The following is a 13,829-nucleotide window of genomic DNA, read 5'->3' on the forward strand; positions in this document are numbered from 1 at the left end:
CGCAGGCAAAAAAAAGCCGGCAGACAGGCTGCCGGCATTGCGCATTACTCGAACTCGTTCCAGGAACGGCCGTCGCGGGTGATCATCGCCACCGAGGCCACCGGCCCCCAGGTGCCCGCCTGATAAGGCTTCGGCGCCTCGTTGTCGGCTTTCCATGCGTCCATGATGGAGTCGACCCACTTCCAGGCCTCTTCCACTTCATCGCGGCGCACAAACAGCGCCTGAATGCCGCGCATGGTCTCCAGCAGCAGGCGCTCGTAGGCGTCCGCCACGTGCTCCTGGTTGAAGGTTTCCGAGAAGCTCAGATCCAGCTTGGTGGTCTGCAGACGGTGCTTGTGATCCAGCCCCGGCACCTTGTTAAGCACCTGAATTTCGATGCCTTCGTCCGGCTGCAGGCGGATGGTCAGCTTGTTCTGCGGCAGCTGTTGGTAAGAGTCGCTGAACAGGTTAAGCGGTGGGTTTTTGAAGTACACCACCACTTCCGAGCATTTGGTCGGCAGACGTTTACCGGTACGCAGGTAGAACGGCACCCCGGCCCACTGCCAGTTGTCGATATCCACGCGGATGGAGACGAAAGTTTCGGTGCTGCTGCTCTTGTTCGCCCCTTCCTCTTCCAGATAACCCGGCACTTTCTTGCCCTGGACGAAACCGGCGGTGTACTGACCGCGCACGGTGGTTTCCCGTACATTGGTCTGATCGATGCGGCGCAGCGAACGCAGTACCTTCACCTTCTCGTCGCGGATACGGTCAGTGGTCAGATCCGCCGGCGGCGACATGGCGATCATGGTCAGGATCTGCAGCAGGTGGTTCTGGATCATGTCGCGCATCTGGCCGGCCTGGTCGAAGTAACCCCAGCGCCCTTCGATGCCCACCTCTTCCGCCACGGTGATCTGCACCGAATCGATGGTGCGGTTATCCCAGTTGGATGCGAACAGCGAGTTGGCGAAACGCAGCGCCAACAGGTTCAGCACCGTCTCTTTGCCGAGATAGTGGTCGATACGGTAAACCTGGGATTCGTTGAAGTACTCCGCCACCTGGTCGTTGATCACGCGGGAAGACGCCAGATCGGTGCCCAGCGGCTTCTCCATCACCACGCGCGCCGGCTCATGGTTCAGTTTGGCTTCGCCCAACCCTTTGCAGATGGCGCCGAAGGTGCTTGGCGGCATGGCGAAGTAGTTGATGGTGGTGCGGTGTTTCTGATCCAGCATTTTACCCAATTTGGTAAAGTTCTTGCTGTCGTTGACGTCCAGATTGCAGAAGTCCAGGCGTGCGCTCAGCGTGGCCCAGAGTTCGTCATCCAGTTTTTCCTTCATGAAGGTGCCAAGCGCTTCCTTGACCACTTCGGTATAGGCTTTTTTATCCCACTCCGCGCGGCCGACGCCGATGATCCGCGTTTCCGGGTGGATGTGTCCGGCTTTCTCTAACTGGTACAGGGAAGGCAGCAGCTTACGGCGCGCCAAATCACCTTTCGCGCCGAAAATAACCAGGTCACACGCCTGGGCTGTAGAGGTTACCGCCATGTTCATCTCCTCGTTGCAGGATATTTGTAATTTTCTTACATTACTAATGTACTCTGTTTGACTACGGCCAGCAAACCCAGCGCAGAAGCAGAAAAAAAGACCTCAATATTCCAGTGGAAAGCGCCAATGTGCGCCAGCGCCCTCGTCCCGGGCAAAACTGTAATTTTTCGTCTTTTTTGACGCTCTGTTACCATTATGAAAGTTAGACACAGGTCATATTCTGGTGAAAAAAGCCTGCATACGCCCTGTCGAGACTGCCAACGGTTACCAGCACGTAGTATATTTTCACTAAACCGGCATTGATTTCTCCTTTGTTTGAAATCGTCATACCCTATCGATTCCAGGTTACAGCCGCTCGTTTGGCGTCTGCTTGCACGGCGAACACGGGCGAGATTCGACGCTGTTGCTTGAAAGCCACAGGGATAAAACCATGAGTGACTCTCGTTATATGAATACGCTGGACAAAATCCAGAGCCATCTGGAACTCCTGAGCAAATCTGAAAGGAAAGTCGCCGAGGTGATCCTGGCCTCCCCGCAGACCGCCATTCACTCCAGCATCGCCACGCTGGCGCGCATGGCCGACGTCAGCGAACCCACCGTCAACCGTTTTTGCCGCCGCCTTGATACCAAAGGCTTTCCCGACTTCAAACTGCATCTCGCCCAAAGCCTGGCTAACGGCACGCCCTACGTAAACCGTAACGTCGAGGAAGATGACAGCGTCGATGCCTATACCAGCAAGATCTTCGAATCGGTCATGGCTAGTCTGGATACAGTAAAGGCAAATTTGGATATTGCCGCAATCAATCGTGCGGTTGACCTGCTCACCCAGGCAAAAAAGATCTCTTTCTTCGGCCTGGGCGCCTCCGCGGCGGTGGCGCACGATGCGATGAACAAATTTTTCCGCTTCAACATTCCGGTGGTCTACTTCGATGACATCGTTATGCAGCGCATGAGCTGCATGAACTCCGGCGAAGGCGACGTGGTGGTGCTGATCTCACACACCGGCCGCACCAAGAATCTGGTGGAGATGGCCCACCTGGCGCGAGAAAACGACGCCACGGTATTGGCTATCACCTCGCGCGACACCCCGCTCGCCCAGGCGGCGACCCTCGCTCTGCTGCTCGACGTGCCCGAAGACACCGACGTTTACATGCCGATGGTGTCGCGGATCGCGCAATTAACGCTCATTGACGTGCTCGCCACCGGATTTACCTTGCGCCGAGGGGCTAAATTCAGAGATAACTTGAAGCGGGTCAAAGAAGCGCTCAAAGAATCGCGCTTTGATAAAGGCGTGGTCATTCCCAACAGTTTTGATTCGTGACCCGACGAAGAAAAAATCGCCGTTCAACAGACATTTGAATGACGGCATCAGAGGCGGTACCCTGTTAACATGCTCATGCGGGTAACCCGGGTGAAATATCAGTGTTTTAAAATTACATTTCACGCCTGGTTTCGTTATCCGACGTTATCGCAACACCAATATTTGCTTCACCAGTCAACGGAGTAATACATGTCCAGACGGCTCAGAAGAACCAAAATCGTTACCACCCTGGGTCCGGCTACAGACCGCGACAATAATCTGGAAAAGATCATTGCCGCCGGCGCCAACGTAGTTCGGCTTAACTTCTCCCACGGCAGCCCGGAAGATCACCAGGCTCGCGCTGACAAAGTGCGCGAAATCGCCGCAAAACTGGGACGTCACGTCGCTATACTCGGCGATCTGCAAGGGCCGAAAATCCGCGTCTCCACCTTCAAGGAAGGCAAAATCTTCCTCAACGTGGGCGATAAATTCCTGCTGGACGCCAACCTGTCAAAAGGCGAAGGCGATAAAGAAAAAGTCGGTATCGACTATAAAGGCCTGCCTGCCGACGTGGTGCCGGGCGATGTCCTGCTGCTCGACGACGGCCGCGTTCAGTTGAAAGTGCTCGAAGTTCAGGGCATGAAAGTGTTTACCGAAGTGACCGTCGGCGGCCCGCTGTCCAACAACAAGGGCATCAATAAGCTCGGCGGTGGCCTGTCGGCCGAAGCGCTGACCGAAAAAGACAAGGCGGACATCGTGACCGCCGCCAAGATTGGCGTCGACTATCTGGCGGTTTCCTTCCCGCGCACCGGTGAAGACCTGAACTATGCCCGCCGCCTGGCGCGCGACGCCGGCTGCAACGCCAAGATCGTGTCCAAGGTGGAGCGCGCCGAAGCGGTCTGCAGCGACGAAGCGATGGACGACATTATTCTGGCCTCCGACGTGGTGATGGTTGCCCGTGGCGATCTCGGCGTCGAAATCGGCGATCCGGAACTGGTCGGCATTCAGAAGAAACTGATCCGCCGCGCCCGTACCCTGAACCGCGCGGTGATCACCGCAACTCAGATGATGGAGTCGATGATCACCAACCCGATGCCGACCCGCGCCGAAGTCATGGACGTGGCCAACGCCGTGCTGGACGGCACCGACGCCGTTATGCTGTCGGCGGAAACCGCCGCCGGCCAATACCCGGCGGAAACCGTGGCGGCGATGGCGCGCGTTTGTCTGGGCGCCGAGAAGATCCCGAGCATCAATGTTTCCAAACACCGCCTGGACGTGCAGTTCGACAACATCGAAGAAGCGATTGCCATGTCTTCGATGTATGCCGCCAACCACCTGAAAGGCGTTACCGCGCTGATCGCCATGACCGAGTCCGGCCGCACCGCGCTGATGATGTCGCGCATCAGCTCCGGCCTGCCGATCTTCGCCATGTCGCGTCATGAGCATACGCTGAATCTGACCGCGCTGTATCGCGGCGTGACGCCGGTGTATTTCGACAGCCACAAAGACGGCGTGATCGCCGCCAATGAAGCCGTCAATCGCCTGCGCGACAAAGGCTTCCTGGTCTCCGGCGATCTGGTGATCGTCACCCAGGGCGACGTAATGGAAACCGTCGGCACCACCAATACCAGCCGTATCCTGCGCGTCGAGTAATCCACGCCGCAGACGAATGCCGGCCGGCTCACGTTGGCCGGCATTTTTTTTTGCCCCTGCACCGCCATGAACGACGGAGAACGCCATGCTCCACCAACACACTCCCGCAGCGAGCGGTGATGAGCTCGATCTCGACGGCCACGGCCTGACGCAGCTCGACGAGTCGCCGTTAGCCGGCCACGCGCTGCACAAGATTAGCCTGTACGACAATCAGCTGACGGCCCTCCCTGTCGCCCTCTTCAGGCACCGAAATCTGCGGGTGCTGAATATCTCCTGCAATCAGCTCGACCGCCTGCCGCCGGAGATTGGCCAGTTGCAACAGCTCGAGATGTTCGACTTTGGCCACAATCGCGCAAACGAACTCCCCGAAGAACTGGGGCAGCTGCATCGGTTGAAATACCTCTATCTGAGCGATAACGGCTTTAGCGATCTGCCGCGCTCGCTGGCGCAGCTGCAGCAGTTGGTTTACCTCAACGCGACCGACAACCATTTAACCGTTTTGCCACAGGCGATACCGAGGCTGACGGCATTGCAGGAGCTGCGTTTATACAACAACCGCATCGGCAACCTGCCCGCCGGAATCGGGCAACTGCACGCGCTGCGCGAACTGCATATCATGAAAAATGCCCTGACCTCGCTGCCGGCGGAAATGGCTCAGCTCGGTGAGCTGGAGATACTCGACGCGGCTAACAATGCCATCGCCGAGCTGCCGCAGGCCTTCTGTCGGTTGCCGCGGCTGAGCGAGCTGAACCTGCGTTTCAATCAGCTGACGCGCCTGCCGGAAAATATCGGCGAGCTGACGGCGCTGAGAAGTCTGGATCTGCGCGCCAACCGCCTGAGCGACCTGCCGGAAAGCCTCGGCGAACTGAGCCGCCTGCGCAAGCTGGACCTGCGCTGGAATGATTTCACCCACACGCCCAACGTCATCGACATCCTGCGGGCTCGCGGCTGTAGGGTGCATATATGAAGAGACGCCGGCCGGATTGCGGCCCGGCCGGCGTTAGCGGCAGAAAGGATTAACGATACAGATCGTCGCGCGAGTAAGGTTCAATCTCCCCTTCCTTACGGGTCTTCAGCAGTTTGAGGATCCAGGTATACTGATCCGGATTCGGGCCCACCAGATTTTCCACTTCTTCATTCATGCGGCGGGCAATGCGCGGATCGTCGGCTTCGGCCAGATCGTCCATCGGCTCGCGAATATAAATATCCAGCATGCTGGTTTTGCCGTCGTACACCGGGAACAAAGGCACGATCGCCGCACGACACACCTTCATCAGCCGCCCCACCGCCGGCAGCGTCGCCTTATAGGTGGCGAAGAAATCGACGAACTCGCTGTGCTCGGCGCCGTGATCCTGATCGGGCAGATAGTAGCCCCAATAGCCCTGCCGCACCGAACTGATAAACGGTTTGATGCCGTCGTTGCGCGCGTGCATGCGGCCGCCGAATTTACGTCGCACGGCGTTCCACAGGTAGTCGATCAGCTGATTGCGCTGGTTGTGGAACATCGCCGCCATCGGTTGGCCGCGCGCGGCCATCAGCATCGCCGGCACATCCACCGCCCAGCCGTGAGGCACCAGGAAAATCACGTTGCGCCCTTCCGCCCGGATCTTGTCCAACACCTCTTCACCGTGCCAACGCACGCGCTTGAGCACTTTCTCGGGCTTGGTGCAAGCCAGCTCAGCCATCAGCACCATCGACTGCGGCGCACAGGCGAACATCTGGTCGATAATGTGCTCGCGGTCGCTTTCCGGCAGCCCCGGCAAGCAATACAGCAGGTTGATGCGGGCACGACGGCGCGCGCCCTTCGCCAGCTTGCCGGCCAGTTTGCCGACCGCACCCAGCACCGGATCGCGCAGGCGCGCGGGCACCAGCGAAATGCCGGCCATCAGGCCGGTTCCCAACCACACGCCCCAGTAGCGCGGATATAAAAAGGCTTTTTGAAACTGCGGGATGAACTCTACGTTCGATTTCTTCTCGTTTTGCATGCACATGCTCTTAGCTTAGCGATTCGGCTAATCATAATTGCCATCACCGATTTTGCAATTAACAACCGCGAACCGCCCAGATAAAACAGCATCGGCCCGCAATCAGGCCGATGAAATTAGCGGCGCCGAAGCGCCGGAAAAAGGGGGACGTTAATCCAACTGCAGTTGAGGAACCACTTCCTTCACCTGTGCCAGATAATCGCTGCGGTCTTTGCCGCCCAGCCCTTCGGAACGCGGCAGCTTGGCCGTCAGCGGGTTCACCGCCTGTTGGCCGGTCCACAGTTCAAAGTGCAGGTGCGGCCCGGTGGAGCGGCCGGTGTTGCCGGAGAGCGCAATGCGATCGCCGCGTTTCACCTTCTGGCCCGGTTTCACCAGCAGCTTTTTCAGGTGCATATAGCGCGTGGTGTACTGGCGACCGTGACGGATCGCCACATAGTTGCCCGCTGCGCCGCTGCGCTTGGCGATCACCACTTCACCGTCGCCGACCGCCAGCACCGGCGTGCCGACCGGCATGGCGAAATCGACGCCTTTGTGCGGCGCCACGCGACCGGTCACCGGGTTCACGCGGCGCGGGTTGAAGTTGGAGGAGATGCGGAACTGTTTCATGGTCGGGAAACGCATGAAGCCGCGCGCCAGGCCTGAGCCCTGGCGATCGTAGAATTTGCCGTCTTCGGCGCGGATCGCGTAGTAATCCTTGCCGCCGGTGCGCAGACGCACGCCCAACAGCTGGCTTTGCGATTTCTTGCCGTCGAAATGCTCGCGCGACATCAGCACGGAGAACTGGTCGCCTTTGCGCAGCTTGCGGAAATCGAGCTGCCACTGCAGCGCCTTAATCACCGAGTTGATTTCGTTACGGCTCAGCCCGGCGTCGCCGGCGCTGCTGACGAAGCTGCCGTTGACCCGGCCGCTGATCACGTTGTTGCGCCATTCGCCCTGCTGCGCCTCTTTCGACTCTTTGAAGCTGTTGCCGACGCGGTCATAGGTGCGGGTTTCGCGGCGGGAAACTTCCCAGGTCAACTGCTGCAGATCGCCCGCATCGTTCACTGTCCACGACAGCTGTTGGCCGATCTTCAGATTACGCAGGTCGCGGTTTTGCGAGGCCAGCAGCGTGACATCCGACATATCGATGCCATATTGCGTCAGAATGCTGCCGAGGGTGTCGCCGGTGGAAACCACATATTCATGCACGCCATCGTCGCCGGCGTCTTTCTGATCCAGCTCATCCTGCGGGATTTCGTCATCGGGGGTGGGTTGGTCGGCATCAATCGGCTCACTGGCTTCGGGGAGCAATGACCGCATCTGGCTGGATTCTAACTCGACGCTCTTGGCGATGGGATTGTGTTCTGGGTGGTAAACAAAAGGCCGCCAAACAGCGACGGCCAATGTGACGACTGTCAGCGACCCCAGCATGACGCGGTGGGGCCGTGGCAGGTTGTTATACGCCAGAGCGATAGTTCGGACTATCTGCTGCACTCGATATTATCCTCATAAGCTTTACTTCAGGCAGCTCACGTACTGGTTTGACAGCTGAGTCAGGAATTTCCCGTAGCTGTCCTTCCCCAGCGCGATGCCGACGCCCAGCGGGTCCAGCGTTCCGGAACGCACTTTGGTACCCTTGGCGACGGCATTGATTACGGCCGGCCTGAATTGTGGCTCAGCAAAAACGCATACCGCTTTCTGCTCAACCAACTGTGTTCGAATTTGGTGTAGGCGCTGTGCTCCAGGCTGAATTTCGGGATTGACGGTGAAATGGCCCAGCGGACTCAAACCGTAGTGTTTCTCAAAGTAGCCGTAAGCATCATGAAAAACAAAATAACCCTTACCTTGCACAGGCGTAAGCATGTTACCAACATTTTTGTCAGTTTGCGTCAGCAGATTCTCGAACTGGCGCAGGTTTGCGTCTAATTTGTCCTTATTTTGCGGCATAAGTTCCAACAATCTGTCGTGAATCGCGATCGCGGTCACTTTTGCTATCTCCGGCGACAGCCAAACGTGCATATTGTACTCGCCGTGATGATGCCCATGATCGTCATCGGCATGGTTATGCGCTTCGCCTGCATGATCATGATCGTCGTCCTCTTCGCCTTTCATCAGCAGCGGCTTCACCGCCGGCAGTTCGCTGATGGCCAGCTTTCGGGTCGCCGAGATCGGCACCAGCGCCTTATTCAGGAACGCCTCCATATCCGGCCCAACCCACAGCACCAGGTCCGCGGAACGCAAGCGCTGGATATCGGAAGGACGCAACGCAAAATCGTGCGGTGAAGCGCCATCCGGCAGCAACACTTCGGTCGGCGTCACGCCGTCGGCGATGGCCGAAGCGATAAAGCCCAACGGACGAATCGAGGTCACCACCGCCGCGGAAGCGCTGCTCAGCGGGCCGGCCATCAACAGTGCGCTGGCCAGCAGCGTGCGCTGCAGCCATTTATTTTTCTTTGCCATCATCAGTAATCCCATCGTTTTCATCAACAAGGCGTGATATTATAACATTCGCTTCGTTCTGCAACCTGTAATCTCGAGATGTCTACACTGATAACGCTAAAAAATATCTCCGTCGCCTTCGGCAGCCGCAAGGTGCTGTCGAACATTTCCCTCAGCCTGCAACCCGGCCGTATTCTCACGCTGCTGGGCCCGAACGGCGCGGGCAAATCTACGTTGGTGCGCGTGGTGCTGGGATTGGTCAAACCGACCGCCGGCACGCTGGAGCGTGAGCCCGATCTGCGCATCGGCTACGTGCCGCAAAAGTTGCACCTCGACGCCACCCTGCCGCTGACCGTCAGCCGCTTTATGCGCCTCAAGCCCGGCGTCAAGAAAGCCGACATTCTGCCGGCGCTCAAGCGCGTGCACGCCGCCCACCTGCTCGACCAGCCGATGCAAAAGCTCTCCGGCGGTGAAAACCAGCGGGTGTTGCTGGCGCGAGCGCTGTTGAACAAACCGCAGCTGCTGGTGCTGGACGAACCCACGCAGGGAGTGGACGTCAACGGCCAGCTGGCGCTCTACGATCTGATCGATCAACTGCGTAAAGAGCTGGGCTGCGCCGTGCTGATGGTGTCGCACGATCTGCATCTGGTGATGGCGAAAACCGACGAGGTCTTGTGCCTCAATCAGCACATCTGCTGCTCAGGGGCGCCGGAGGTGGTCTCGATGCATCCCGAATTCATCGCCATGTTCGGCAATCGCGGCGCAGAGCAACTGGCGGTGTATCGCCACCATCACAATCACCGCCACGACCTGCAGGGAAGAATTGTCTTGAAGAAAACCGGGAGCCGCGAAGCATGATAGAACTGTTACTTCCCGGTTGGCTGGCCGGCGTGTTGTTGGCCGGCGCCGCCGGGCCGCTGGGCTCCTTCGTGGTCTGGCGCCGCATGTCCTACTTTGGCGATACCCTGGCGCATGCCTCGCTGCTCGGCGTCGCCTTTGGTCTGCTGCTCGACATCAATCCTTTCTATGCGGTGATCGCCATTACGCTGCTGCTGGCTCTGGCCCTGGTATGGCTGGAACGCCGCCCGCAGCTTTCGGTGGATACCCTGCTCGGCATTCTGGCCCACAGCGCCCTGTCGCTGGGGCTGGTGGTGGTGGCGCTGATGTCCAACGTGCGGGTCGATCTGATGGCCTACCTGTTCGGCGATCTGCTGTCGGTTACGCTGAGCGATATCCTGATGATCGCCGGCGGCGTCGCCGTGGTGCTGTTGGTGCTGTGGTGGCAGTGGCGCGATCTGCTGTCGATGACCATCAGCCCGGAGCTGGCGCACGTCGACGGCGTCAATCTGGCGCGGGCGCGCACCGTGCTGATGCTGGTTACCGCCTTGACCATCGGCCTGGCGATGAAATTCGTCGGCGCGCTGATCATCACTTCGCTGCTGATCATTCCCGCAGCCACCGCTCGCCGCTTCGCGCGCACGCCGGAACAGATGGCCGGCGTCGCGGTGCTGCTCGGCATGGTGGCCGTCACCGGCGGCCTGACTTTCTCGGCGTGTTACGATACGCCGGCCGGCCCTTCGGTAGTGCTCTGCGCCGCCGTGCTGTTCACGCTGAGCCTGTTCAAAAAACAGCAGGCTTGATTGAAGCCAGAACCAGAATATGACGAGGGCCGCAGATGCGGCCCTTTCTACTGCTGACAGAGGAGGAAAAAACGCGGTTTTTCCTCCTCTGTGGTGAGCAGCCGAAAATCAATGAATTGATTTTCCTTATTTTTTATATGCGCCTTCTATTAATCCGATAACGTCATCAAGTTCAATATTAACGTCAAGGGCCGCAGATGCGGCCCTTTTGTATGGAGGATGGCAAACTTATGCTTCGCGTTCCAGCCCGAAATGCCGGTAGGCATGCTGGGTCGCCAAACGGCCGCGCGGCGTGCGCTGGATAAAGCCCTGCTGGATCAGGAACGGCTCGATCACGTCCTCGATGGTTTCGCGCTCTTCGCCGATCGCCGCCGCCAGGTTGTCCAGCCCGACCGGGCCGCCGGTAAACTTGTCGATAATCGCCAACAGCAGCTTGCGATCCATATAGTCGAAGCCTTCGGCGTCAACGTTGAGCATATCGAGCGCCTGCGCCGCCACCGCGCCGCTGATCACGCCGTTGGCGCGCACCTCGGCAAAGTCGCGCACCCGGCGCAACAGGCGGTTGGCGATACGCGGCGTACCGCGCGCACGGCGGGCCACTTCATGGGCACCCTCGTCGGACAGCTCCAGCCCCAGGCAACCGGCGCTGCGCGAGACGATGTGCTGCAGATCCGCCACCTGATAAAACTCCAACCGCTGGACAATGCCGAAACGATCGCGCAGCGGCGAGGTCAGCGAGCCGGCGCGGGTGGTGGCGCCCACCAAGGTAAACGGCGGCAGATCGAGCTTAATCGAACGCGCCGCCGGCCCTTCGCCGATCATGATATCCAGCTGATAGTCTTCCATCGCCGGATACAGCACCTCTTCCACCACCGGAGACAAACGGTGGATTTCGTCGATGAACAACACGTCGTGCGGTTCGAGGTTGGTCAGCATCGCCGCCAAATCACCCGCCTTCTCCAGCACCGGGCCGGACGTGGTGCGCAGATTCACGCCCATTTCGTTGGCCACGATGTTGGCCAGGGTGGTCTTCCCTAAGCCCGGCGGGCCGAAGATCAGCAGATGGTCGAGCGCGTCGCCGCGCTGCTTGGCCGCCTGGATGAAGATCTCCATCTGCTCGCGCACGTGCGGCTGGCCCACGTATTCGGTCAACAGCTTGGGACGAATGGCGCGATCGAGGACTTCTTCCTCGTTGATCGGTTCGGCGGAGATCAGGCGATCGGCTTCAATCATTATCTACCTCTTAGCGGCCTTACAAAGCCGCGCGCAGCGCGTCGCGGATCAGGGTCTCGCAGTCGGCGCCCGGTTTGGCAATTTTGCTGATCATGCGGCTGGCTTCCTGCGGCTTATAGCCCAGTGCCACCAACGCCGAGACAGCTTCGGCTTCTGCGTCCGCTTCCGGCGCGTTGGCGGCGGCGGACGGCAGGCTGATCTCGCTGCTGCTGTTGAACAGATCGCCGTTCAGCCCTTTGAAGCGGTCTTTCATCTCTACCACCAGGCGCTCGGCGGTTTTCTTGCCTACGCCCGGCAGCTTGACCAGCGCGGTGATCTCTTCGCGCTCCACCGCGCTGACGAACTGCTGCGCGGACATGCCTGACAGGATCGCTAGAGCCAGCTTCGGCCCGACGCCATTGACCTTGATCAGCTCGCGAAACAGCGCGCGCTCCTGCTTGTCGTTGAAACCGTACAGCAGCTGCGCGTCTTCACGCACCACGAAGTGGGTAAACACGATGGCCTCTTGCCCCAGTTCCGGCAGCTCGTAAAAGCAGGTCATCGGCATGTGTACCTCATAGCCCACGCCGTTCGCCTCCAGTAACACCAGCGGCGGCTGCTTTTCCAGAATATTTCCCCTGAGACGACCTATCATTTACCCTCCTGCAGAATGACCGGGCATGGCGCCCTGCCATGCCGTTGCTGGTAAAGCTTATAACATAAAAAAGGCTGGATGAATATCCAGCCTGAGCAATCATCGCTTTGCGTCAGCGCAAACGCCCGCGCGCCAGGTTCAACCGCCCTTCGCTCATCCGCAGCACGTTCTGGCTGAGGTGACAGTGGGTAATGGCGATGGCCAGGGCATCGGCGGCGTCCGCCTGCGGGTTGGCCGAGAGTTTGAGCAGCGAGCGCACCATGTGCTGTACCTGCGCCTTTTCGGCCGCGCCGGTGCCGACCACGGTCTGTTTGACCTGCCGCGCCGCATACTCGAACACTTCCAGATTCTGATTCACCGCCGCGACGATCGCGACGCCGCGCGCCTGGCCGAGCTTGAGCGCCGAATCCGGGTTCTTGGCCATAAACACCTGTTCGATGGCGAAGAAATCGGGCTGAAACTGGGTGATGATCTCACTGACGCCGGCGTAAATCAGCTTCAGCCGCGTCGGCATGTCGTCCACCACCGTGCGGATGCAGCCGCTGGCGATATAGCTCAACTGACGCCCCTGCTGGCGGATAAGGCCATAGCCGGTGACGCGTGAGCCGGGATCGATACCGAGTATGATCGCCATATCTACATCCACCTTGCATGCACGGCGCCGCCGAACGGCGGCGCCCGTTTTACCGGATTACAGCGTCGCCGCCACTTCGTCGGAGATTTCACCGTTATGGTAAACTTCCTGCACGTCGTCGCAGTCTTCCAGCATATCGATCAGGCGCAGCAGCTTAGGCGCGGTTTCCGCGTCCATGTCGGCCTTGGTCGATGGGATCATCGACACTTCCGCCGCTTCGGCTTCGAAGCCCGCCGCGGTCAGCGCGTCTTTCACCGCGCCCAGGCTTTCCCAGGCGGTGAACACGTCGATGGCGCCATCGTCATAGGTCACGATGTCTTCCGCACCGGCTTCCAGCGCCGCTTCCATCACGGTGTCTTCATCCAGGCCCGGTGCGTAGGTGATCACGCCCTTCTTGGTGAACAGGTAAGCCACGGAACCGTCGGTGCCGAGGTTGCCGCCGCATTTGGTGAAGGCGTGGCGCACTTCCGCCACGGTGCGGTTGCGGTTGTCGCTCAGGCATTCGATCATCACGGCGGTGCCGCCAGGGCCGTAACCTTCATAGATGATGGTTTCCATATTGGTATCATCATCGCCGCCCACGCCGCGCGCAATCGCACGGTTCATGGTGTCGCGCGTCATGTTGTTCGACAGCGCCTTGTCCATCGCCGCGCGCAGACGCGGGTTGGAATCCGGATCGCCGCCGCCCAGCTTGGCGGCCGTGACCAGCTCACGAATAATCTTGGTGAAAATTTTACCGCGCTTGGCGTCCTGCGCCGCTTTACGGTGCTTTGTGTTGGCCCACTTACTATGACCTGCCATAAAAAATCTCC

13 protein-coding genes are annotated in these 13,829 nt (G+C 59.3%); 5 read left to right on the forward strand and 8 right to left on the reverse strand.

Translation table 11 applies throughout. The features are described 5' to 3' along the window. Nucleotides 1–44: 44 nt before the first annotated feature. Complete coding sequence (zwf, locus tag ACJ8IM_RS00730) at nucleotides 45–1,520, reverse strand: glucose-6-phosphate dehydrogenase (protein WP_033634844.1); 1,476 nt, start codon at nucleotides 1,518–1,520, stop codon at nucleotides 45–47. A 448-nt stretch (nucleotides 1,521–1,968) separates the two neighbouring features. Between zwf and ACJ8IM_RS00735 the strand changes: the two genes are divergently transcribed. From ACJ8IM_RS00735 to ACJ8IM_RS00745, 3 genes are all read left to right on the forward strand, one after another. After that, nucleotides 1,969–2,841, forward strand: coding sequence for a MurR/RpiR family transcriptional regulator (locus tag ACJ8IM_RS00735; protein WP_033634845.1), 873 nt, complete (start codon nucleotides 1,969–1,971; stop codon nucleotides 2,839–2,841). Nucleotides 2,842–3,030: 189 nt separating this feature from the next. Continuing rightward, nucleotides 3,031–4,473 (forward strand): pyruvate kinase, encoded by a 1,443-nt coding sequence (gene pyk, locus ACJ8IM_RS00740; RefSeq protein WP_019452801.1) that lies wholly within the window; start codon nucleotides 3,031–3,033, stop codon nucleotides 4,471–4,473. 85 nt (nucleotides 4,474–4,558) lie between these two features. Continuing rightward, on the forward strand, nucleotides 4,559–5,440 hold the full coding sequence (locus ACJ8IM_RS00745; protein WP_033654401.1) for a leucine-rich repeat domain-containing protein: 882 nt from the start codon (nucleotides 4,559–4,561) through the stop codon (nucleotides 5,438–5,440). Between the two features lie 49 nt (nucleotides 5,441–5,489). Here ACJ8IM_RS00745 and lpxM read toward each other — a convergent pair whose 3' ends face one another. The 3 genes from lpxM to znuA all read right to left on the reverse strand — a co-directional run bounded on the left by lpxM (nucleotide 5,490) and on the right by znuA (nucleotide 8,897). Next, the gene (gene lpxM / locus ACJ8IM_RS00750; protein WP_442516213.1) at nucleotides 5,490–6,458 is read right to left on the reverse strand and encodes a lauroyl-Kdo(2)-lipid IV(A) myristoyltransferase; all 969 of its coding nucleotides are present in this window, start codon (nucleotides 6,456–6,458) and stop codon (nucleotides 5,490–5,492) included. 150 nt (nucleotides 6,459–6,608) lie between these two features. After that, complete coding sequence (gene mepM / locus ACJ8IM_RS00755) at nucleotides 6,609–7,931, reverse strand: murein DD-endopeptidase MepM (RefSeq protein ID WP_033654402.1); 1,323 nt, start codon at nucleotides 7,929–7,931, stop codon at nucleotides 6,609–6,611. A 21-nt stretch (nucleotides 7,932–7,952) separates the two neighbouring features. Beyond that, entirely contained in the window at nucleotides 7,953–8,897 is a 945-nt protein-coding gene (gene znuA, locus ACJ8IM_RS00760; RefSeq protein ID WP_033654440.1) for a zinc ABC transporter substrate-binding protein ZnuA, read from the reverse strand. A 78-nt stretch (nucleotides 8,898–8,975) separates the two neighbouring features. Here znuA and znuC point away from each other — a divergent pair, with 78 nt between their 5' ends. Both znuC and znuB read left to right on the forward strand, forming a co-directional pair. Next, on the forward strand, nucleotides 8,976–9,734 hold the full coding sequence (gene znuC / locus ACJ8IM_RS00765; RefSeq protein ID WP_004932357.1) for a zinc ABC transporter ATP-binding protein ZnuC: 759 nt from the start codon (nucleotides 8,976–8,978) through the stop codon (nucleotides 9,732–9,734). Continuing rightward, nucleotides 9,731–10,516, forward strand: a complete 786-nt coding sequence (gene znuB / locus ACJ8IM_RS00770) for a zinc ABC transporter permease subunit ZnuB (protein WP_033634849.1) — start codon at nucleotides 9,731–9,733, stop codon at nucleotides 10,514–10,516. The genes znuC and znuB overlap by 4 nt, the downstream gene beginning before the upstream one ends. A gap of 228 nt (nucleotides 10,517–10,744) precedes the next feature. Here znuB and ruvB read toward each other — a convergent pair whose 3' ends face one another. The 4 genes from ruvB to ACJ8IM_RS00790 form a co-directional block, all read right to left on the reverse strand. Continuing rightward, nucleotides 10,745–11,749 carry a Holliday junction branch migration DNA helicase RuvB gene (gene ruvB / locus ACJ8IM_RS00775; protein WP_025303125.1) on the reverse strand — a complete coding sequence of 335 codons (1,005 nt, stop codon included), beginning with the start codon at nucleotides 11,747–11,749 and terminating at the stop codon, nucleotides 10,745–10,747. Between the two features lie 19 nt (nucleotides 11,750–11,768). Further along, on the reverse strand, nucleotides 11,769–12,383 hold the full coding sequence (gene ruvA / locus ACJ8IM_RS00780; RefSeq protein WP_033634852.1) for a Holliday junction branch migration protein RuvA: 615 nt from the start codon (nucleotides 12,381–12,383) through the stop codon (nucleotides 11,769–11,771). Between the two features lie 112 nt (nucleotides 12,384–12,495). Further along, nucleotides 12,496–13,017: a crossover junction endodeoxyribonuclease RuvC gene (gene ruvC, locus ACJ8IM_RS00785; RefSeq protein WP_004932367.1), complete on the reverse strand. Its 522-nt coding sequence runs from the start codon at nucleotides 13,015–13,017 to the stop codon at nucleotides 12,496–12,498. Nucleotides 13,018–13,074: 57 nt separating this feature from the next. Continuing rightward, nucleotides 13,075–13,818: a YebC/PmpR family DNA-binding transcriptional regulator gene (locus ACJ8IM_RS00790; RefSeq protein WP_033647638.1), complete on the reverse strand. Its 744-nt coding sequence runs from the start codon at nucleotides 13,816–13,818 to the stop codon at nucleotides 13,075–13,077. Nucleotides 13,819–13,829 lie beyond the last annotated feature (11 nt).

It is taken from the genome of Serratia sp. CY33525 (assembly GCF_052169115.1).
GTDB lineage: Bacteria > Pseudomonadota > Gammaproteobacteria > Enterobacterales > Enterobacteriaceae > Serratia > Serratia sarumanii.